We start from the raw sequence: 22,923 nt of genomic DNA on the forward strand, positions 1-22,923 counted from the left end.
AAAAATCAATCTCTTGATAGGTTCTACTTTAAAGAAACTTCAACTCGAAAATTAGGAGATTTCAATTGCTCCGGCATGTTTCGTAAATCGGCAGTTTTCACCTTGAATGACTCAAGATCAAGATTCAGGCTATCCTGCATATAGACCTGTAAAACAGTATTCCTTTTTTGCAGTAGATCTGAGAAGGATTGATTCAACTGTTCCTCGCCCACAAACTTGATACAGATGGCTGATAAACTAGCTCCTTCTTCCAGACTTGTATTGCTTTTCAGGTAAGCCAGAAAGTCCAAATTAGCCATAGCCCAGACTTTTAGCTGATCATCTGAAACAATCGGATAAGCCATCCCATTTGTATTGCAATAGGTTGTAACAGCACTTTTAATCGCAAGCAATTCCTTTTCTTGCTGAAGACTGGTTTGTTGAATGAATGAGAAACTCAATTCCTTTTTCTTAGATAATATGGTCGCAATCTTAGTCAGATTCTTCTTCTGAACCGCATCTAAACTATCCTGTAGAAAATGGAACGGAATCGTTTTGATACTCTCGGGATCTCCACCTGCCAAATTACCCAGGATATTGAAAGGCTGACTGGCTGTTTTAATCAGAAAATTCATCAAGGTTTTCCAAATGATCTTTCCGATTCTGAAATCAGGATCCGATGGATTGCCCGATACCGGCAGATCAAAATCAATCAAATCATCTTTATCTTTCAAGAGATAAAGTCCCAAACGAACAGGAGCTTTTATGGTGTTTTTATCCTTTGTTTTCTCACCAAAATCCAATTCCGAAATGCGAATATTATTCTCATTTTTAAGCTGGGTACTCGTCATTTCGATGCGGGTTTTATAATTAAACTCCCCTTGTGTGATGGGACGAGCAATATAGAACTCGGTGTAAGGCGAAAAGCTCATCATTTCAAGATTCTCCACATGACTTTTAAAAGACACTGCCTTTAAATCTTTCAAACTAAAAGTGCCTTCTCCGGCTGATCTTCCAGATCCTTGTAACTTCATTTCATATTTTAAAGGGATGGCATCTACCTGTTCTGAGAGTTGTCCCATGGCAATATTAATGTCTGTCAGATCGTATACAAAATCACGATTCAAGGTGTTATCTGTAAAACTCAACAGTCCATTACTCACCGAAATACTATCGACTTGATAAAATAAGTTTGTTGTTGTATCCGACTGAACTTGTATGGTATCCGTCGCCAAAGAGTCGACTTGCATCATAGGACTTAAAAACCTTTCAAAATTGCTCGACTCCTTATCCAAACTGGCATAAATCTCAGGAGAATCAACATGAACCATCCCAATCTCGAAATGGGAAGTTCCCAGATTTAACGAATCCAAAGCAACATCAATACTTTTAGCTGCGAATAGCTTTTGCTCATTCCCGTCTTTCATATCGAGACGATCAAGATTCACCTGTCCCGACACAATTAAATCTGTCGGTTTATCCAAACTTCCCTTAAGTTTAATGCTCGTATTTAGCTGCCCAGAAACAGACGAAACATTAATAAAATCGGTCAAATAAGCCTTAATCGGTTCCAGATCGATGGCCTGCATAAACAGATCAATGGCATAGGCATTTTTAGTATGATCCACATCGGCATTCACGCGAACCTTACCCTGATTTCCCATGGCAAACTCCACCCCCATCTCCGACTTTTCATTGTTCCATGCGATCAATGGGAGTTCCAAATCCATCTGTTTAAATTCGATGGTATTCTTCTTCAAAACATCGGTATACTTAAACGATCCATTCTTAAAATGAATGTTCTCTATGGCAAACTTTAAATTCTTTTTTTCACCTGGCTCTTCAACCACTGAATCTTGCTTAGGTATCATGCTATCGAAATTGAAACCCAAACTATCCTGAATCACCGAAACGTCCAATCCATCGAGATAAATCTTCGAAAACGCATATTCCCCACTAAGCAAATGCCAGGGCGAAAAGTTGACATGCAACTCATCAAAAGCCACAAAGCTGTTCATTTTATCCGCTTCGTAAAGTTTGAATCCTTTTATTCCCAAGGCTACTTGCGCATAATTAAAATGCAATTCTTCAATGGTAAGTTTACGCCCTACTAACTTTTCTGAATTTTTCACCACCCAATATTTTACGAATGAAGAAAGAAAAAAGAAGAGTATAAAAAGGAACGCACAAATTGCAAGAAGAATCTTTCTGCCCTTGGATAATTGAAATTTCATAATTTAGAATTGGAATCGAATTAAATAAAGAATACTCTATATGACTGAATTAAACCTATTCTGAATAGGCTGAAGCTAGTCAATAGATTTAAGTACAAAATTAAGTTTTTATTTACTTCTTTCTGCGGGTTTTTGATTGAAAAAACTGATCCGGTCATAGACAGTTGTCTTCATTAATTGCCATTGTAGGCGGGTTTATGGAAGAGAGCCTTATTTCAAATAAAAAAAGCTTTATTAAGATCAATAAAACACTCCGTAATCAATACATAATAAAATTATTTACATAACTTCGCAGTTAAATATTTTCATTATAGACTTTAATACTCATATACGCCATGAACAATCTTTTTAAAATTTCATTGTTTATTCTTCTCCTCACTCTTGTAGCCAATAAAGGTTTTTCACAAACCAGTCTTGCCTACTACAACTCTTCAGATTCGAAAATTGGGCTAGCTCATAATTTCACCCCAAAACTATGGGGCGAAGCCAGGCTTTCTCTTACTTTTAAAGATCTCAATACCGAATTCGTTTTATGCTATGATGCACTTAAACTGAAGGATTACAACTTCTATTTAGGCCTGGGAGCTCAAATTAGAGATGAAAGTGGTCTTGTTATTCCCATTGGCGTTCAAGTAGCTCCATTTGAAAAATTCAAGAACCTTTCGCTTCAGGTGGAATTACTGCCCATATTCACCGATTATGACACTATGCTGCAAAGTTCAATCGGTGTCCGTTACACATTTGGAAAGAAATAGAGATTTGGTAAATAGATAATGTATAAACGGGCTCGTAAGGGTTCGTTTTTTTATACAACCCCAAACATTTTTATGTATCTTATTTTAAATACATAACATAAACTATTTATTGATAAAATAGTTATATTAGCGAATCATTTAACCCTACACAATAAAAAATATGAAACGAATTTTAATCATCACACTTCTACTTTTTTCAAGCACAATCATCTTTTCACAAGAAAAACTTACAAATCAATCTATCATTGAATTTATAGAGTTAGGATTTGGCAGCGATGTCATTAAATCCAAAATTAATTCATCCCCTGTTAAGTTTAATACCTGTATAGAACAGCTTAAAGTACTCAAGAGTAAAGGAGTCTCATCTGACATCTTAGCGTTAATGATTGAAAAATCCAAAGTGGTTGTCGAAACTGGACTTTTTTTCAACGATAACGATAATCTTAAAAAAATTGAACCATCAGTCTTTTCAGGAACCAAAACTAGCGCTCTTGCTGCTGGATTGACATACGGAATTGCCTCAGCAAAAGTTAAGTCTTATATACATAACGCACATTCTTCAAATAAATTAAATTCTAAAGATCAAAGTTTTATTTTTCAGTTTGATCTACAAAACAAACAGAACCTAGGAAGTGGTAACTGGTGGTTTAAAACTGCATCATCACCAAATGAATTTGTTCTTACAAGTTTAAAACAAAAAACGAGAAAAAATCAACGAGAATTAATCACTGGCAAAGTCTCTGGTATAACAGCTTCAACACAAATGGGTATTGATACTAAGAATACAATCCCTTTTACAATAGAAGATTTAGGTGATGGCAAATACAAAGTCAAACCAGAACAAAACTTACAACCTGGTGAATATTGTTTTTTTTACCAAGGAACTATACCTGTTGGAGGGTTTAATAACCAATCTATATTTGACTTTTCAATCCAATAATCCCAATAAAGAATACAATAAAGTTTAAAAAGCCGCCAGAATTGATATTCTGACGGCTTCTATATTTTATTGGAATCCAATACTTAATCGACCATTTCCACTACTATAGGGCAATGATCCGAATGCACCACATCAGCCAAAATTGAAGCGCCTTTTAGCTTCTCTCGCAAGCTTTCGCTCACCATATGATAATCGATGCGCCAACCCAGGTTTTTGCCACGAGAACCGGCTCTGTAGCTCCACCACGAATACTTTTCAGCAGACTGATCGAAAACTCTAAAGCTATCGATAAAACCTGAGGCAATAAACTCAGAAACCCACTCGCGCTCTTCGGGAAGGAAACCGGAAACACCTTTCTTCTTCTCAGGTTTGTTGATATCAATAGGCTTGTGACAAATATTGTAATCTCCTGCAATAATCAGATTAGGAATCTCCTTTTTCAATTCCTGAATATAGCCATGAAAATAGTTTAGCCAATTCATCTTGTAGTCCTGACGAACAGTTCCTGTCGTTCCCGACGGATGGTAAGTCGACATCACTGAAAAACCATCAAAATCGGCACGAATGGCACGTCCTTCCACATCAAATTCAGGATTATCAACACCAATATAAATCTTATTCGGTTTGATTTTAGTCAGAATCCCAACTCCTGAGTAGCCCTTTTTAACAGCCGAATGCCAGTAGCAATGATAGCCCAATTCTTCAAATAGGTGGGATTCGATTTGCTCAGGTTGCGCTTTTGTTTCCTGAATGCATAAAATATCTGGGTTCTCAGCTTTCAACCAGCCTACCAAATCTTTACTAAGTGCGGCACGTATGCCATTTAAGTTATAGGATATAATCTTCATAATCGGATGATAATTTAAACTATTAAAGCCCATTTTTGAGCCTCAACTTGAATTTACAAAAGCTAAAAGTAAGAAAAATAGATCGAGATCGAAATACAGATAGATTCAATATCGGCAATCTTTACTTTCTTTGTCGTATGAAGTCAAATCAATACCAAATGATCCTTGGTGCCATTGAAAAAATGGACATCTCCCAAGTTGATATCACAAGAAAACAGACCTCAGCATACGACGAATTTCATGTGCGAGGAAGAGCTGTTAGTGAAGAACTCTTCTCACAAATTGAGCTAGACTGTAATTCCCAAGTTCTTGATTTAGGTTGTGGTTTGGGCGGAACCTGTCGCATGCTTGCTGAGAAATTTGGCTGTCAGGTGAGTGGTATTGATTATTCAGATCAACATATCGAAACGGCTAAATCTCTATCAAAACTTGTTAATCTTGACGATAAAACCGAGTTTATTCAAGGCGATGCCACTCAACTTCCCTACCCTGCTGATCATTTTGATTTGATTATCACACAACATGTACAAATGTGCATAACCGATAAAGAAAAACTCTATTCCGAAGCCAAACGGGTATTAAAAAAAGGAGGTCGTTTTATCTATTACGATGTGCTTAAGAAAAACGAGGGCACACTCATATTTCCCCTCCCTTGGGTGGATGATGAAGTTTTCAGTTTCCTGATCTCGTCTGAGGAATTGGAAAACAAACGTTGTTCACTTGACTTCAAAAAAATCGACTCAGAAGACCAAAGTCAAAAAGGCTTGGATTTCCTCAGTTCTTTCATTGCAAAAGCGAATGACAAACCAGCCATACTCACTGGTCAAAAAATACTAATGGGCGACAATGCTCTGGAGAAAATCACAAATCTTTATCAAGCATTGAAAGATGAGACTGTTAGTCTGGAAAGTGGGGTTTGGATAAAATGATGTGATGATATGTTAGTTTGAAAATATGCTAATTATTAAAATCTTCGGGTATTTCTTAGGTCTTTTTGACTTTAAATAAAAAATGGTGCCTGCATCGAGCAAACACCACTTTATATTTTCTTTATTTAATTCGATCAGTGAGCTTCAAGCCAGTTATCACCCACTCCCATTTCTACTGTCAATGGAACGCTTATTTTCACAGCATTCTCCATCTCTTCGCGAAGAATACGTTTCATCTGATCAAGTTCGGACTTTAAACAATCGAAGTTCAATTCATCATGTACCTGAATCAGCATCTTAGATTGCATGCCTTCGGCTTTCATTCGCTTACTGACCCCAATCATAGCCAACTTGATGACATCCGCTGCAGAACCCTGTACCGGCGCATTAATGGCATTTCGCTCAGCAATAGATTTCATCATTCCATTGCTTGAATTAATATCTTTTAGATAACGACGGCGCCCTTTAATCGTAACCACATATTCATTCTCGCGCGCATCATGAATTGCTTTATCCATAAAGGCTTTAACACCGGGGTAGGATTCAAAATAGCCATCGATCAAAGCTTTACCTTCCTTACGGGAAATTTTCAGATTCTCAGCTAGACCGAAAGCAGAAATACCGTAAATAATCCCAAAATTTGCTGACTTAGCATGCGAACGCATATCGCTGGTCACCTCCTCCATTGGGACTTTGTATATTTTAGCTGCAGTTGCCTGATGGAAATCTTCAGCCAAATTAAAGGCATCAATCATCGCCTGATCCTGGCTCATATGGGCCATCAAACGCAATTCAACCTGAGAGTAGTCTGCTGATAGAAAAACATGATTCTCATCAGAAGGAATAAAGGCTTTACGCACATATCTCCCTTGTGGTGTCCGAATCGGGATATTCTGTATGTTTGGATTGGTAGAACTCAAACGACCTGTAGCTGCTTCGGCCTGATTAAATGAGGTATGAATTCGACCGGATTTTTTATTGATATAAGTTGGCAAAGCTTCTACATAAGTAGAAATTAACTTTTTCAAACCACGAAAAGTAAGAATCTTCTCGATAATAGGATGCTTGTCCTTCAATTTACTCAACACTTGTTCTGAAGTAGAATATTGCCCCGACTTGGTTTTCTTAGCCTTAGGATCAAGAGCCATATGCTCAAACAAAACCTCTCCCAGTTGTTTGGGCGATGCCACATTAAATTCCTGACCAGCCATTTCGATAATCTCCTTCTCTATACCTTCTACTTCGGTATTCAATTCTAATGCGTAAGACTTAAGCATTGGCACATCAATCTTCACACCCGTGAATTCCATCTCAGCCAATACTAAGACCAATGGCATCTCCATATTGTAGAATAGATCCAACAGATTGTTATCGGTCAATTCATTCTCCAGAGCTTCGACCAATTCTAAATTCACCAAAGTCTCTTCACAATATTTATCATGCTTGATAGGTTCGGGCTCCAACATCAAACTCAACTGCGCCTTCTTTTTCTTCTCTGGCTTTTCTTCCTCCATTATTTTGTAATGGATACTCGCCTTGGCAATTGTTTCCAAATCATGTTTCAATTCGGGTTGAATCAAATAATGAGCAATCATGGTATCGAAAATGGGCCCCTTCAATTCAACCCCACACCAACGCAATGCCAAAATATCACGTTTAATATCATGAGCTATTTTCAAGATCTTGTCATCTTCAAAAATAAATCGGAATTCCTGAGCCACTTTTTTTGCTTCGGATGGATTTTGAGGAAAAGGAACGAAAAATGAACGATTATTTTTGAAAGCAAAAGCCAAACCTACAATTTCTGACTGATTGGGATCCGAATCACTCAAAATTGTTCTAAATGAAAAAGATTTTTGAACACATAAATCGGCTCTTAAATCAGCTCTAACTGCCGCATTATCAAGCACAAAAAATTGCGAACCCAGGTCTTTAAGCTCTCTGAGAATAACATTTTTTTCTTCTATCTGACTCTTACCCACAGATTTGGCACTGTCAGAAGTCCCCTTATCGGTAATATCTATTGATTTAGCATTTACATTAGACAAAACCTTTTCTCTTAAACTGAAGAACTCCAAATCAAGAAAAACACGTCCCAAGGTGTCTTCATCAATATCTATCAATTTAAATTTATCTTCAACATAGTCTATGGGAGCATCCAAAGCAATTTTTGCTAGTTCTCTCGAAAAACGAACCTGCTCTTCAGAATTTACAATATTTTCCTTTTGCTTGCCTTTTAACTTATCGGTGTTTTCGTAAATCCCATCTATCGATTTATATGCAGCCAAAAGTTTCTGAGCCGTTTTGGGTCCAATCCCAGGACAGCCCGGAATATTATCCGCAGAGTCACCCATCAATCCCAAATAATCGATAATCTGTTCAGGGCTTTCAAGCCCGAAATTGTTTAAGATCTCAGGAATCCCCAACACCTCCGTTTCATTTCCAGATCGGCCGGGTTTATACATGTAGATGTTTTCACTCACCAATTGGGCATAATCCTTATCAGGCGTCATCATATAAACCGTGAAACCTTTCTTCTCAGCTTTCTTAGCTAGAGTTCCAATGACATCATCCGCCTCATAACCTTCAACCTCAATTTCGGGAATATTAAAGCCTTTAATAATTCGCTTAATATATGGAATCGAATTTCTTAAATCGTCAGGCATAGGCGGTCTGTGAGCCTTATATTCCTTAAACATTTCGTGACGAAAGGTTTTACCCGGAGGATCGAAAACAACCGCAATATGAGATGGTTTTTCTTTTTCAAGTACATTCAGAAGCGTATTGGTAAATCCCAACATGGCTGAAGAATTAATACCTGTGGAGGTGTATCTTGGGTTCTTGATAAAAGCGTAATACGATCGGTAGATCAAAGCAAAAGCATCAAGTAAAAAGAGCTTCTTGTAAGGGTTACTATCTAATGAATACATATATTCGAAGTGTGTTAATGACTCGTTTCAATTATTACGAACAAAAGTAAGAGAAATATTTTGAGGCTTTCTTTTGCAATCAATTATTATTGGCTGTCACCCAACCAATCCTCAATTTCCTTTAAAATGAGATCCTGATTCAAATTTTGCCTGTAAAATTGGCTTGCAAAAAGAACCAATTTCCTGGAACATGATAATTCGAGATCGGCCGCACAAAAATTACCAAAGCGGAAAGCATCGAGAGACAAAGCATCCTTTAAAACTTTTAATAAAAGAATAGCTTCTTCCCTTTTGTCAATTTGATATTTTCCCAAATGATTCTCAAGCTCATCACGACTTATCGTTTGGCACTGCATCAAAAAACGACAGCGTTCATTATTAAAACGAGTTTTCCCTAAAAAATTGCGTTCTCTTAATTTTTGATACGATTTAAATCCATAATGTGCATCCATCTGGTTCCCTTCTCTTCCAATATCAATAAAAAGAGCAACGAATTTTAAGACTTGTCGATTTTCTAAACCAAGCCCTTCAAAATCACAAATTTTATCAACCAACTTAAAAACCCGATAGGCATGCTCAATCCCATAGGGGCCAATTGAAAAAATTGCCATTAAAGAATTCACGGGCTTTATCTGATCGAAATTGAACGAACCTGAAATCATCCTGATCTGTTTTTATTAAAACTATGGGTACAAAAAAGTCCGGAACAAAACCGGACTTGAATTTATATATTTTATTTCGAATTAGTTATCCTCAGCAAACCATTCAGCAAAAGAAGTGGCTGTCTCATGAAGTTTAAGGGAATGCAATTTTACCTCTTCAGGTAAACGTTTGATGATTCTTTCTGCAAAATCAGCAATCATATTCTCGCAAGTTGGCTGATAGTCGAAAACAAAAAAGCGTTCAAACATCTGAGGAATATTCAATTGTTCGAGCATTGGTGTTCTGTCACTCAAAACAACTGCATGATCCAGTTTATCAACAATCTCCTGGTTCACGATTCTTTTTAAATCCCCAAAATCCATCACCATTCCCAATTTCGGATTACTTTCATCGGTAATGGGTTCACCAATAACAGTGACATAAAGAATATAGGAGTGCCCATGAATATTCTTACACAAGCCATCGTAATTCCAAAGGGCATGTGCCATTTCAAAACGAAACTCTTTGGTCAATCGTACTTTTGCCATCGATACTATACTTTCAAATTAGAGAAAAAAGCGTGTTTATCCCATTGTGCATTTGCTCACACAATCAACAATATTACTCAAACTACAATGTTTTAAAAAATAATATGTGTTTTTACCTTCGCGTTTCGATTGCAAAACACCCTTGTCTTTTAAAATGCCCAAATGGTGCGAAGTTGTTGATTGTTCGATGTTCAACAATTCATGTATTTCAGTAACTGTCAACTTTTTACCATCATCAAGATAACCCAAAATTGCAATACGCATTGGATGCGCAATTGCTTTTAGCATATTGGCTGCTTGTTCTAATTTCTCAGGTTCTAATTCGTTAATTTTCATACACTATACTTAAACTCGTATTTATTAATTATGCAAATATATAAATATATTCTATTAAGAAAGAAAACTCTCATATCGAAATAGTTAAATTTGTTAATTTGATCCTAATTTATGGGTATTCTGAATAGAATATACCCATAAATATGCTGAAGAATATCTTTTACACCATCCTGTTCTATCCTTATCAAAATTCAAAAGTGTGCCAGGGGGCCCCCACTTAAACTGAAGGCTTGATAAAGACCATAGGGTCTTAAAATTTATATTTTTTTTGGCTGTTGATAGCTCGAAATTTTTACCTTTGGTTTCTATGACAAAAGCTTCAACTTTAAAAACCATAAAGGCTCCAATTGAAAAAGAGTTAAAAGAGTTTGATCCCTATTTTCGCGATGCCATGCGGACTAAAGTTCGCTTGCTAGATGTTATTAACCGATATATTATCAAGCGCAAAGGGAAAGAAATACGCCCCATATTAGTCTTTTTAACAGCTAAACTTTGTGGCGAAATCAATCCATCGACCTATACGGCTGCAACCCTTACTCAACTTTTACACACTGCAACCCTGGTTCACGATGATGTGGTTGATGAAGCATACGAAAGACGTGGATTCTTTTCAATCAATGCCCTTTGGAAATCAAAAGTTGCCGTTTTAGTTGGCGACTTCCTTCTTTCCAAAGGTTTATTAATTGCTTTGGATAATGATGAATTCAAGCAATTGAAAGTTGTTTCTGAATCTGTAAAAGAAATGAGTGAAGGGGAACTCTTACAGATTGAAAAATCAAAAAAACTAGATATAACAGAAGAAGTCTATTTTGATATCATTTATAAAAAAACAGCCAGCTTAATTGCAGCTTGTACCCAACTGGGAGCCCTTTCAGTAAACGCTGATGCCGAAACTCAGGAAAAAATGAAACAATTCGGGGCTTACCTGGGAATTGCTTTTCAAATTAAAGACGATTTGTTTGACTACGACAAACAAGCTGCCATAGGAAAACCAACAGGCAACGATATCAAGGAAAAGAAACTAACACTCCCCCTTATTTCGGTTTTAAGAAATTGCACTCCCAAAGAAAAAAGATGGGCGCTTAGAAGCCTGAGAAAGCATAATAAAAACAAAGACAAAGTTCAGGAACTAATTGCTTTTGTGAAAGAAAAAGGCGGCATTGAATACACCCGGGATAAAATGTTTGAATACAAAACAAAGGCGGAAGCTATTTTGACGACATTTCCTGATTCAGAAATCAAAAATGCCATGTTAGCACTTGTTCATTATACAATTGATAGGGAAAAATAAAATCCATACTTAGGTGTATGGACAAGCTTAATTTGAGTTAATAACTAAATTCACTCTTATTTTTAGGGATCATAAATGAGAAGCAACTGCCCTCTCCATTTTCACTTTCAACCCAGATGTCACCATTATTACAATCAATAAATTCTTTGCACAGAATCAGTCCAAGCCCCGTTCCGGTTTCCATGGCTGTCCCTTTACTTGAATATTGATTATCCAAATCAAATAGTTTGGTCTGGTTTTCCTGACTGATCCCTTTTCCGTCATCCTTGATAGAAAGACCATAATACTTTTCCCCTTCAAGAAGGTTAATTTCAATATTCCCATCCATATATGTGAATTTAACCGCATTAGCCAGTAGATTTCGGATAATGGTGTCAACCATATATTTATCTGCGAAAACAGTTTTATTGTTCTCAGAGGTGAAATGGATATTAATCTGTTTTTTATGAATATTGGCTTGTAGTAAATTAATATTGGATTCCACGAGTTCGATCAAATCAAACTCTTCCGGCTCGCATTTGATATTCCCTCTTTGTGAGCGTGACCAATCTAATAAGTTCTCAAGTAAATCATATCCCTGGCAGGCCGAAGCATGAATAATTTCAGCGAATTCGGCTATTTCTTCTTTAGTAAGATCATCGTTCAGCTGCAACGCTTCAGAAAGTGCTCTTAACGATCCAAATGGATTTTTTAGGTCGTGAGCTATAATCGAAAAGAATTTATCCTTGGTTTTCAATGCCTCTTCCAAAGCCTTTTCGCTCTGCTTCCGTTTGGTAACATCTCGTGCCACTGCCAAGAGGTAAGGAATCTCATCCTCTTCATTAAATTCCGGGATTAGTTGCCATTCAAAAGAGATTTCACGCCCTTTAACCTCAATTGAAAAATCAATTATATCAGCTATCCCCGATTCAAAAACCTTTTCAATCTCTTCTTCCCAGAACTGACATAGATCATCAGGAAACTCCATCTCATAATGAGTTCTGCCAATAAAATCTTCAGGAGGAATTCCCAGTACAGGTAGTGAAGCTGAATTTACAAAAACATGACGGTGTTCCCGATCAAATCTCATTACAAGATCGGTGGCATTTTCAACCAAAGTTCGAAACCGAATTTCACTTTCATGCAATTCCTTTTCGGTCTCTTTTCTTTCCTGAATATTTCTAAAACTGGTGAAATAAACCGTTTTATCATGATATTTTATTGGACACAAACTGCTCTCAACTGGAATAAGTCCTCCGGATTTCGTGATTAAATCTGTCTCAAAAATCGCCCCTTTTGTTTTCTGGACTTGACTCACTCTCTCTTCGAAAGTAAGGGAGTTGGACGGATCATCAATATCGAAAACAGTCAGTTGGGAAAATTCTTCTTTGCTGTAGCCCAACATCTCATTCAGCTTATCTGTAAATTTCAAAACACGTCCTTTACAATCCAGAATTAACAAAGCATCACCTGTTGATTCAAACAACTGCTGGAAAAATAAGTCTGTTTCAACCAAGTATGGCGCATTCGGTTCGCTACACTCCACTGAAGCGATGATATGCTTTTTACATTTTCGCTGATTATCAGGCAACTGAGATTGCAAGGAGTACCACGCCAGCTTACTGGTGCGCTTCTTTAAAATTGTACAACCCTCACAAGGTTCGTTCGAGTTACAAAAAACAGAATAACATTTCTGTCCGGACAATCTATCTTCTTTTCTCTTTCTGAAACTATTTGATTTCTCATCAAATGACAGAAGGTTAAAATTCTGATCAATAACACCAATGCCATCAACTAATTTTTGATCTTCATTCAAGATACTTTTACAAGGCGATTCCGATTCAACTAGACTCAACTGTTGCTTCAATTCAAGAATCTCTTTCTCGAGCTCCCGAATTTTTTCATCCTTATACAAATCAGTTTTTAATTCCATTGTTTAGAGAATTTGTCTTAATACCTTTAATCAGATCTTAATCAACGCTTCTTTCTCCCTACTTTAAATAAGTATATCAATCATGAACTGCTGGAATAACGCCCCTTTTGAATCTTGTTATTTTACCATAAATGATCGAAAATAGTCGATAAACTAACATATTTCAATGCCAAACAGATAGTTAATCCAAAAATGAAATTACATAATAATTTTTAATAAACAAGTTAAAATTTTGAATAAGTAATTTTTAGGCAAAAAAAAACCGGAACATGTCCGGTTTTTTAATATTGTATTAGAATCTGATCTAGAAATACTTAATCTCTTTTTCTTCGCCAGTTTCCAATTTATGAATCTCTGTAAGTAGGTTATTTGCCAGACTTGAAGCTCCAATTCTAGACCATTTATTATTTAACCATTCCTCACCCAAGTTGTTTTTTGAAATTGAATAAAATTCAATAGCATCCTTCGCAGTCGAAATGCCTCCGGCTGGTTTAAAACCAACCATTCTACCTGTTTTTTCGTAATACTCTGTAATCGCTTGAGTCATGACGTACGCTGCTTCAAGAGTCGCATTCACAGGTACCTTACCCGTTGATGTTTTAATAAAATCAGCACCAGCTTCCATTGCAATAATCGATGCAGTACGGATGTTCTCTGCAGTCTTCAGTTCTCCTGTTTCAAGAATAACCTTCAAGTGGGCATCACCACATGCTTCTTTCTGAATCACAATTTCATTAAACACGGTTTGATAGTGTCCTTCAAGGAAAGCTCCTATCGATATCACAATATCAATATCATTAGCTCCTTTTTCAACAGCCATTTTGCATTCTAATGCCTTAACTTCAACATATGATTGAGAAGATGGGAAAACACCTGCCACAGAAGCTATTCTAACGCCCTCAGCTTTTAAGTTTTCATTCAATGTAGGTACCTGGTATGGATATACACAAATAGCAGCCACATTTGGCATGTCAAAATCGTTCTGGAAGTTATTTACATTGTCAGCAAAACTTTTAGCCTTTGCGTGCGTGTCTGTAGAGTTCAGAGTCGTTAAATCAATAAAAGAAAAATTCTTTTTAAGATTCTCAATTGTGTATAAAGCTTCGAAATCTTTATCCAAAATTGATTTGACATTTGCCTTTACTTCTGCATCGCTAATCTTAAGATCGTATGATTTTAAGATTTCTAAAATGTCTCTCTCCATAATGTAAGTAAATAATTAATAACCAGTTGCGAATCTTTATCCGCTGATTTTTCCATCAATATCCTTTCCTTAGAGGGTCAGAATATTGTCTTAAGAGCACAAAAATAGGATAATTTTAGTTCATCCCCTATTTCTATAACATTAATTTATTTACCCTTAGCGATGGATTTAAATGCTACCGGAGTTTCTTATTATCCAAGTGTCGATTCTTATCCCGTGATGTTTTCTTTTCGATGTTCTTTTTGAAGGCTTCAGTCAGATCCACACCTGTTTGGTTGGCTAAACAGATCAGCACCCAAAGCACATCAGCCATTTCGTCACCCAAATCTTTGTCTGAATCGCTGGCTTTAAAGGACTGATCGCCATATTTTCTGGAGATCAAACGGGCTACTTCCCCAACCTCTTCAGTCAGAATAGCCATATTGGTCAACTCGCTGAAATAACGTACACCATATTCTTTAATCCAGGCATCGACCTGCTCTTGTGCTTCCTTAATACTGATTTCGTTCATGAGTTATGAGTTTATTGGTACAACGTATGGAAACATCAGGCATTTCACCGCATCCCCCAATCATCGTATCAACTATTCTTTATTCTTAGTATCAATCGTAATAGTCACAGGCCCGTCATTAACCAAAGCAACCTGCATTTCAGCACCAAACTGTCCCCTTTGTGGTTGCTTTCCACTCTCCTTTTCCAAAGCCAATAAAAATGACTCATAAAGTGGAATTGAAAGATCTGGTTTGGCCGCGTTAATATAAGATGGACGATTACCCTTTTTTGTTCGGGCATGCAAAGTAAACTGACTTATAGCCAGAATTTCACCACCTACTTCCATTAGTGATTTATTCATCACACCCTCTTCATCATCAAATATTCTTAGGTTACAAATCTTCTTACAAAGCCAATCAATATCCTCTTGTCCGTCGCCATTTTCAATCCCTACTAAAATCATGAGTCCCTTTCCAATTTCTCCGATAACTTGATTTTCGACTTCTACTGAAGCCTGGCTCACTCTTTGAATGACTACACGCATTTTCTTCTGTTTTTTAAATTCTAATTAACAAAGTTAAATCTTTGTTCCTGCATCCCATCATCCCAAGTCAAAAAACACTATTAAAATTGAATCTAAATAATAAATCTCGAATTTATTCAGCATATTTGCATAAAATGCTTAATTATTAAGCCTAAATCAAAGATTCCGAAATTATAAATTATCCATGTTCTATTATATCAGCAAAAGCAATCAAGCCGCATTTAATCAGGCAACAGAAGAATACTTCCTGAAGAATTTCGATGAAAATTTTTATATGCTCTATAGAAATAAAGCAGCCATCGTTATTGGGAAACATCAGAATGCTCTGGCTGAAATTAATCTGAATAAATGCGAAGAACAGGGTGTTGAAATTGTACGCCGCCTATCCGGTGGCGGGACTGTTTTTCATGACGAAGGAAACTTAAACTATTGTTTTATCAGCAAGGGAGAAAAAGGTGAGTTGATCAATTTCAGAAAATACTCACAACCTGTAATCAATGTTCTCCAGAATTTAGGGGTAGATGCCAAATTTGAAGGCAAAAGTGACTTGACCATTGCGGGTATGAAATTTTCGGGGAATGCATCCCATATCTACCGAAACAAAGTCATGCAGCACGGCACCATGCTTTTTTCAAGCGATTTGAGCCGTTTAAACAGCCTTTTAAAGGTTAACCCACTCAAGTTTCGTGACAGAGGTGTCCGGTCTATTAGAAGCCGGGTAACCAATATCAGCGATCACCTCTCCGCTCCATTGAGTATAGATGAACTTCAAAACAAAATTGTGGGTCACGTTCAAAACCAATTCCCGGGAATTAAAGCCTACGAATTAACAAGCTCAGATTATGAGGCGATCCAAAAGTTGATGGAAGAAAAATACCTGAAATGGGAATGGAACTTTGGTTATTCCCCGAAATACAAGTTCGAAAAACTCATTAGTTTCGACAATGGAAATATCTTAGAAATAGAGCTCGACATCGAAAAGGGACGAATTGCAAAAGCTGAAATTTTAGGTAATTGCGTTAAAAAAGAAAAAATTACCGAACTCGAAAACAAACTCATTAACATCCCCCATCACAAAGAAAGTTTGATGCAGGTGTTAAGCCATTTGAATATGAAAGATTACTTCAATCAGTTGAAAACAGAAGAATTGATACGAGCCATCTTTTAAAAAAGGAAACTCCTCTGTAAAAAATTAAACAAACGCTATAAATTAAGACCTCTAATTGAAATGATTCCAGAGTTTTAAAGCCTTTGACTTACCCACACATTTCTCAAGATCTTCCAAATTGGTATTTTTTATATTTTCTACCGATTTAAAGGTCGAAATCAGACTCTGTTTGGTCTTGGGTCCAATTCCAGAGACCTCGTCCAGTTCTGAAGTAATAAAGGCTTTCGACCTTTTTTGTCTGTGAAAGGTGATCGCAAATCGGTGTGATTCATTTCTCAAATGCTGCACTACTTTTAAACTTTCCGAATTCTTGTCCAGATATAAGGGATAAGGATCGCCTGGGAAAAAGATTTCTTCCAAACGTTTTGCAATACCTACAACTGCAATCTTCCCCCTTAAATTAAGCTTCTCCAAAGAATTTAAAGCAGCTCCCAATTGCCCTTTCCCGCCATCAATCACTATCAACTGAGGCAAGGACTTCTCCTCCTCCAACAAACGTTTATATCGCCTATAAATGATCTCTTCCATCGAGGCAAAATCGTTGGCTCCAACTACTGTTTTGATATTAAAATGGCGATAATCTTTTTTATAAGGTTTGGCATTACGAAACACCACGCAGGAAGCAACAGGATGTGTCCCCTGAATATTCGAATTGTCAAAGCACTCGATATGAACTGGCAATTCTTTAAGACGGAAATCTTTTTTCATCCCCTCCACTATTCGATCTGAATGCTTCTTGGGTTGTCTCTTTTCAAGCTGTTTCAATTTTTCCTGACGGAAGTACTTCACATTACGCAATGATAAATCCAAAAGCTTCTTCTTATCTCCTCTTTGAGGAACCGTAAACCCCACATTATGCATTGAAAGATCTAAAGGGAAAGGCACAATAATTTCTTTAGCTGTACTGAAAATCTTTTGACGAATTTCAATAATCCCCATCACCAAAAGCTCTTCCTCACTCTCATTCAGTTTTTTCTTAATCTCTATAGTGTGAGCCTGAATAATTGCTCCATTCACAAGCTTTAAAAAATTAACGTAGGCCGTTTCTTCATCAGCCAAAATAGAATACACATCAATATTATCAATGGTAGGACTTACGATCGTTGATTTGCTCCTATATCTCTCAAGAAGATCTAACTTTTCCTTAATTAAATGAGCGTCCTCATATTTATAATCGAGAGCCAGAGCCTGCATTTTTTCCTGAAGAAAATCTGTTACATTTTTAATATTCCCCTTAAGAATATGTCGTATTTCAGCTATAGTCTGGCGGTACTCTTCAAATGACTCTTTGCCAACACAGGGCCCCTTGCAATTCCCTATATGATATTCCAAACACACCTTAAACTTTCCCTGAGAAATACTCGCCTCGTCTAGTTTAAGATTACAAGTTCTCAGCTTATACAAGGAACGAATTAAATCCATAAGTGTTCTCACCATACGCACACTGGTATAAGGTCCAAAATATTCAGATCCGTCTTTCACCAATTGTCGGGTAATAAAAACTCGTGGATAAGTCTCCTTTTTTATACAAATCCAGGGGTAAGACTTGTCATCTTTCAAAAGGATATTGTAGCGAGGCTGATGCTTTTTAATCAAATTATTTTCGAGCAGCAGGGCATCCTCCTCCGTTTCTACAACAAGGTGTTTGATATCGGCAATCTTTTTCACCATCACATTCGTTTTGGCAATATCATGCACCTTATTGAAATAGGAGGCAACACGCCTTTTCAAACGCTTGGCCTTTCCAACGTAAATGATCTTTTCATGTTCATCAAAAAACTGATAAACTCCAGGCTCCTCTGGCAAGGCCGCAACAAGCTCTTTTAAACGTATAATGTGTTTATTTTTTATCACAGATAATAAATTCTAATGGATCGGAAAGCAATATAAACAAGACTATTCACAATACAAATCAATCAATTTAAATTGCTCAACATCGAAAAGCCCTTTATCTGAAAGTTTCAATTTAGGTATAACCAGTAAAGACATAAAAGCCAGTGTCATAAATGGAGAATGAAAAGAACTTCCAAAACTGAGGGCAAAATCGGATAATTCTTTATAATCTAACAATAAATCCTCACCTCTTTTGTTAGACATCAGCCCTGCCACGTCAAGCTTTACCATTTTGAATTCATCTTGCGCATGGGCTACCATCCCACCCTTTATGGCAATAAGAGTATTTAAGGCATTCAACAAATCAACATCATTAGTTCCTACAGCGATAATATTATGACTGTCATGAGCGATACTTCCTGATATCGCGCCCTTTTTAAAGCCAAACCCCTTAGCAAAACCAACAACCGGCTTATCGTTATTATAACGACTCATCACAACCATTTTCAACACATCTTGTCCTGTATCTGAAACAAACTTGTCATCTTCAATTTTAGGCCGTGCGCTTGTCCAACCCGTTAATAAATCACCATCACTAACTGTCATCACATGCACATCACAATCCTTAGCGTCAACCTGAAGATCCTTAAGCTCTATTTCCTTTCGGTAAAAATTATTCAGGAGAATCTCATTATGACTATCAAAGGACACCTCTCCGTCTTTATAAATGCATTCACCTTTCATATAAGACGATTTCACATTAAACGACTCTAAATCGTCAACAATTATAAAATCTGCAGAGTCTCTCACTTGAAGTAATCCTAAATCAAGACCATAATGTTTGATGGCATTATAAGATCCAGCTCGCAACAAATTCATAATATCACACCCCTTCTCTAGCCCTTTGCGAATAAGATGATCAATATGCCCACGTTCAAATAAATCATCGGGATGTGTATCATCCGTACACAACATGACGCGATCAGAATGTGTTTCGATCAGAGAATACAATGCATCAAAATCTTTAGCTGCACTCCCCTCTCTAATCTGTATCATCATCCCCAAATGTATCTTATTAAGTGCTTCCTCCAAAGTCGAACATTCATGATCCGCAGAAATACCTGCCGCAACATACTTTCTCAACCCTTCACCATTTACACCAGGAGCATGTCCATCAATTTTCTTGCCTAATCGCTTCGTTGCTACGATCTTTTTCATGATATCCAAATCACCTCGAATAACTCCGGGATAATCCATAACTTCAGCCAAACAAACAACCTCTTCACGTTTCAGTAAACTCTCAACCTTATTCGGCCCCAATCTAAACCCGGATGTTTCAAAAGGAGTCGCAGGCACACAAGATGGCACCCCGAAACGAATTTCAAGCGGCGTCTTACGTGCATCATTAATCATGAAGTCTATTCCTATTTCTCCCAACACATTTGCAATTTCATGAGGATCGGTCACAATACCCAGGGTGCCTTTCCTAACAACCAAATCTGCAAAACGACTTGGAATCAAAAGTGAACTCTCTATGTGTACATGTGAGTCAACCAAGCCTGGTAGAATATAACAATCGGGTGCAGACTCGACTTCCCTGATCGATATAATCTTCCCGTCTTTAATCTCAATCTCGCCCTTATATATTCTTTTTGCAACTACATCAACTATGTTTCCGGCAATAGTAAAATTAGACTTATCCATATCATTCAATTTTCAAATTATAATACAAGATACTAAGTATCCAGATAAAAGGAATTGCGATTAAAATAATCATGACGTTTTTTTCTCAAAACCCATCATGCCAAGAGCTCGAAAACACCCATCTCACAATCAAGACAAGGCGTTTTCGAGCTCTTTAAAGGGCGTTTTTCAGACAAAACACCTAGCGTTCCACGTGGAACATTAACGTCCCATAAGGACTAAAAGCACGTTTATATCACTTGGCGAAACACCAGGAATACGCGAAGCCTGTCCTATTGTTTCAGGTCTTATCTTATCTAATTTCTGACGTGCCTCGGTTGATAAAGACTGTAGGGTCGTGTAATCAAAACGATCAGTAATGACAATTCTCTCAAGTCGAGTCAGCTTATCCGCAATTAATTTTTCTCGCTCGATATAACCCGAATACTTTATTAAGACTTCAGCGGCTTCAACAATCTCATCTCTCCTATTGGGAATAGAATCGACAATCTCTTTTAGAGGAAGAATTGTGTCCATCAAATCAGAAATATGAACCTGAGGTCGCAAAATAACATCATAAAGTTTTACCCCTTGCTTAAGAGGACTGGTTCCTAAATCTTCTAAAACAGCATTAATATATTTAGGTTTCACACCAAATTCTTTACAGAAATCAATGAGTTTATTTCGATATTCAATTTTCTGATTCAGCAAATCCATTCGCTCCTGCCCAGCTAAACCTAACTCAAAGGCACGAGGTGTTAGTCGCATATCGGCATCATCTTGTCTCAAAAGAATTCGATATTCTGCACGAGAAGTAAACATACGGTAGGGCTCATCGACGCCTTTAGTAACCAAATCATCGATTAAAACACCAATATAAGCTTCATCACGTTTCAGAGTAAAAGGCTCTCTTCCCTGAACTTTCAGACTCGCATTTATTCCCGCAAGTATACCCTGAGCTCCTGCTTCCTCATATCCTGTTGTTCCATTAATTTGACCAGCAAAATAAAGATTCTCGACCAGCTTTGTTTCCAAAGTATGATGCAATTGCGTCGGAGCGAAATAATCATACTCAATAGCATAACCAGGGCGATACATTTTCACATTCTCTAATCCTGGCACTTTCTTTAAACCATTCAATTGGATATCCCAAGCTAAACTTGATGAGAAACCATTGATATAATATTCATGTGTTGTTTCCCCTTCTGGTTCCAAAAACAAAAGATGTTCATTCTTCTCTGCAAAAGTCGTTAACTTCGATTCGATACTTGGACAGTAACGCGGTCCTGTACTTTGAATGGTTCCATCGTACATCGGCGATTCCTCAAAACCAAGTTCCAGTTCGGAATGCACCTCGGGATTGGTATAAGTAATGAAACAGGGGCGCTGAATCAACTCCTTATCCACATGATTATTCAGGTACGAGAACTGATGGAAATCTTCCTCCCCATCCTGTCGCTTCATTACCGAAAAATCAATGCTTCGTCCATCAAGACGAGCAGGAGTTCCAGTCTTCATACGACCAACTTCAAACCCTACAGATTTTAATTGTTCACTTATGCCGAGTGATGCGGGTTCAGAAGAACGGCCTCCCATCTCTTGTTTTTTGCCAACGTGCATCAACCCATTCAGGAAGGTTCCATTGGTTAAAACAACTGTTTTCGATTTAATATCGATCCCAAGTTTGGTTTTTACCCCAACCACTTTATCCTTTTCGAAAATAAGTCCCATTACGGCATCCTGCCACATATCCAGATTATCAGTATTCTCAACAACCCTTCTCCATTCTGCAGAAAAAACCATTCGGTCACATTGTGCTCGAGGACTCCACATTGCAGGTCCTTTCGAGCGATTCAGCATTCTAAATTGAATGGATGATCTATCGGTCACAATACCGGTATACCCTCCCAATGCATCAATCTCTCTTACAATTTGTCCTTTCGCTATCCCACCAACAGCCGGATTACACGACATTTGTGCAATCTTGTTCATATCCATGGTGATCAAAAGCACCGAGGATCCTAAATTGGCTGCTGCCGTTGCGGCCTCACATCCTGCATGTCCAGCACCAACTACTATTACATCATATTCCGCTAACATATACGCTTTCAGTATTTTACACCAACACTTCTCATCAAAATGTCAGGTAATATATTAGATATCAACCCTTTAAAATCACTCTAAAAAGCTAATAATCAATTTTTTAATTGAAAAAATTTCACAAATTTAATGAATCTTGGAAAGTAAAGCTAATGATTCATCCTCCTTTTGGGTCATTATTTCCTGATCCTCATCACATTTATCGTCAATCCCAAGCAAGTGAAGGACACCATGTACAATCACCCGATGTAGTTCCTCAAAGAAATCCACCTGGTACTCTTGCGCATTATCACGCACAGTATCTACAGAAATAAATAAATCCCCTGATATCATATCCGCAACGGTGTAATCAAAAGTGATAATATCAGTAAAGTAATCGTGATTTAAATGCTCACGATTCATCTCCAACAAATAATTATCCGAGCAGAAATAATAATTAATCTCCCCTATTTCACATTCAAAACTCTCCACAACCTGAGAGATCCAAGAACTGACTCTTTCCTGATTGATTTCAGGCATTTCAGTTTCACACGTATTGTAACTTATCTGCATTTC

At 37.2% G+C, this 22,923-nt stretch carries 19 protein-coding genes; 5 read left to right on the forward strand and 14 right to left on the reverse strand.

Features of this window, described 5'->3' with window-relative positions; genetic code table 11:
- Nucleotides 1–23: 23 nt before the first annotated feature.
- Complete coding sequence (locus EV201_RS10555; RefSeq protein WP_130307528.1) at nt 24–2,213, reverse strand: DUF748 domain-containing protein; 2,190 nt, start codon at nt 2,211–2,213, stop codon at nt 24–26.
- A gap of 335 nt (nt 2,214–2,548) precedes the next feature.
- Between EV201_RS10555 and EV201_RS10560 the strand changes: the two genes are divergently transcribed.
- Both EV201_RS10560 and EV201_RS10565 read left to right on the forward strand, forming a co-directional pair.
- Nucleotides 2,549–2,968, forward strand: a complete 420-nt coding sequence (locus tag EV201_RS10560) for a hypothetical protein (protein WP_130307529.1) — start codon at nt 2,549–2,551, stop codon at nt 2,966–2,968.
- A gap of 160 nt (nt 2,969–3,128) precedes the next feature.
- Nucleotides 3,129–3,908 (forward strand): hypothetical protein, encoded by a 780-nt coding sequence (locus EV201_RS10565; protein ID WP_130307530.1) that lies wholly within the window; start codon nt 3,129–3,131, stop codon nt 3,906–3,908.
- Nucleotides 3,909–3,991: 83 nt separating this feature from the next.
- On the opposite strand, the gene EV201_RS10570 is transcribed toward EV201_RS10565, so the two are convergent.
- Nucleotides 3,992–4,756 (reverse strand): exodeoxyribonuclease III, encoded by a 765-nt coding sequence (locus tag EV201_RS10570; RefSeq protein ID WP_130307531.1) that lies wholly within the window; start codon nt 4,754–4,756, stop codon nt 3,992–3,994.
- Nucleotides 4,757–4,893: 137 nt separating this feature from the next.
- On the opposite strand from EV201_RS10570, the gene EV201_RS10575 reads away from it, so the two are divergent.
- Nucleotides 4,894–5,685 (forward strand): class I SAM-dependent methyltransferase, encoded by a 792-nt coding sequence (locus tag EV201_RS10575; RefSeq protein ID WP_130307532.1) that lies wholly within the window; start codon nt 4,894–4,896, stop codon nt 5,683–5,685.
- 134 nt (nt 5,686–5,819) lie between these two features.
- On the opposite strand, the gene polA is transcribed toward EV201_RS10575, so the two are convergent.
- From polA to EV201_RS10595, 4 genes are all read right to left on the reverse strand, one after another.
- Complete coding sequence (gene polA / locus EV201_RS10580) at nt 5,820–8,615, reverse strand: DNA polymerase I (protein WP_130307533.1); 2,796 nt, start codon at nt 8,613–8,615, stop codon at nt 5,820–5,822.
- A gap of 86 nt (nt 8,616–8,701) precedes the next feature.
- Nucleotides 8,702–9,277 (reverse strand): HD domain-containing protein, encoded by a 576-nt coding sequence (locus EV201_RS10585; protein WP_130307534.1) that lies wholly within the window; start codon nt 9,275–9,277, stop codon nt 8,702–8,704.
- Between the two features lie 81 nt (nt 9,278–9,358).
- Nucleotides 9,359–9,805: a 6-pyruvoyl trahydropterin synthase family protein gene (locus EV201_RS10590; protein ID WP_130307535.1), complete on the reverse strand. Its 447-nt coding sequence runs from the start codon at nt 9,803–9,805 to the stop codon at nt 9,359–9,361.
- Nucleotides 9,806–9,841: 36 nt separating this feature from the next.
- Nucleotides 9,842–10,141, reverse strand: coding sequence for an ArsR/SmtB family transcription factor (locus tag EV201_RS10595; RefSeq protein WP_130307536.1), 300 nt, complete (start codon nt 10,139–10,141; stop codon nt 9,842–9,844).
- Nucleotides 10,142–10,448: 307 nt separating this feature from the next.
- Between EV201_RS10595 and EV201_RS10600 the strand changes: the two genes are divergently transcribed.
- Nucleotides 10,449–11,432 (forward strand): polyprenyl synthetase family protein, encoded by a 984-nt coding sequence (locus tag EV201_RS10600; RefSeq protein WP_130307537.1) that lies wholly within the window; start codon nt 10,449–10,451, stop codon nt 11,430–11,432.
- 37 nt (nt 11,433–11,469) lie between these two features.
- On the opposite strand, the gene EV201_RS10605 is transcribed toward EV201_RS10600, so the two are convergent.
- The 4 genes from EV201_RS10605 to dtd all read right to left on the reverse strand — a co-directional run bounded on the left by EV201_RS10605 (nt 11,470) and on the right by dtd (nt 15,584).
- The gene (locus EV201_RS10605; protein WP_130307538.1) at nt 11,470–13,344 is read right to left on the reverse strand and encodes a PAS domain-containing sensor histidine kinase; all 1,875 of its coding nucleotides are present in this window, start codon (nt 13,342–13,344) and stop codon (nt 11,470–11,472) included.
- A 304-nt stretch (nt 13,345–13,648) separates the two neighbouring features.
- Nucleotides 13,649–14,548 carry a deoxyribose-phosphate aldolase gene (gene deoC, locus EV201_RS10610; protein WP_130307539.1) on the reverse strand — a complete coding sequence of 300 codons (900 nt, stop codon included), beginning with the start codon at nt 14,546–14,548 and terminating at the stop codon, nt 13,649–13,651.
- A gap of 175 nt (nt 14,549–14,723) precedes the next feature.
- Nucleotides 14,724–15,059: a nucleotide pyrophosphohydrolase gene (locus tag EV201_RS10615; RefSeq protein ID WP_130307540.1), complete on the reverse strand. Its 336-nt coding sequence runs from the start codon at nt 15,057–15,059 to the stop codon at nt 14,724–14,726.
- A 72-nt stretch (nt 15,060–15,131) separates the two neighbouring features.
- Nucleotides 15,132–15,584 carry a D-aminoacyl-tRNA deacylase gene (gene dtd, locus EV201_RS10620; RefSeq protein WP_130307541.1) on the reverse strand — a complete coding sequence of 151 codons (453 nt, stop codon included), beginning with the start codon at nt 15,582–15,584 and terminating at the stop codon, nt 15,132–15,134.
- 184 nt (nt 15,585–15,768) lie between these two features.
- Between dtd and lplA the strand changes: the two genes are divergently transcribed.
- Entirely contained in the window at nt 15,769–16,752 is a 984-nt protein-coding gene (gene lplA, locus EV201_RS10625; protein ID WP_130307542.1) for a lipoate--protein ligase, read from the forward strand.
- A gap of 51 nt (nt 16,753–16,803) precedes the next feature.
- Here the strand turns inward: lplA and uvrC are convergent, their stop codons facing one another.
- The 4 genes from uvrC to ybeY form a co-directional block, all read right to left on the reverse strand.
- Nucleotides 16,804–18,606 (reverse strand): excinuclease ABC subunit UvrC, encoded by a 1,803-nt coding sequence (gene uvrC, locus EV201_RS10630; RefSeq protein WP_207224436.1) that lies wholly within the window; start codon nt 18,604–18,606, stop codon nt 16,804–16,806.
- A gap of 42 nt (nt 18,607–18,648) precedes the next feature.
- Nucleotides 18,649–20,289, reverse strand: coding sequence for an adenine deaminase (gene ade, locus EV201_RS10635; RefSeq protein WP_130307543.1), 1,641 nt, complete (start codon nt 20,287–20,289; stop codon nt 18,649–18,651).
- Nucleotides 20,290–20,490: 201 nt separating this feature from the next.
- Nucleotides 20,491–22,368, reverse strand: a complete 1,878-nt coding sequence (mnmG, locus tag EV201_RS10640; protein ID WP_130307544.1) for a tRNA uridine-5-carboxymethylaminomethyl(34) synthesis enzyme MnmG — start codon at nt 22,366–22,368, stop codon at nt 20,491–20,493.
- A 126-nt stretch (nt 22,369–22,494) separates the two neighbouring features.
- Nucleotides 22,495–22,920, reverse strand: coding sequence for an rRNA maturation RNase YbeY (gene ybeY / locus EV201_RS10645; protein ID WP_130307545.1), 426 nt, complete (start codon nt 22,918–22,920; stop codon nt 22,495–22,497).
- Nucleotides 22,921–22,923: the final 3 nt, after the last annotated feature.

It is taken from the genome of Ancylomarina subtilis, assembly GCF_004217115.1.
GTDB classification, from domain to species: Bacteria; Bacteroidota; Bacteroidia; order Bacteroidales; family Marinifilaceae; genus Ancylomarina; species Ancylomarina subtilis.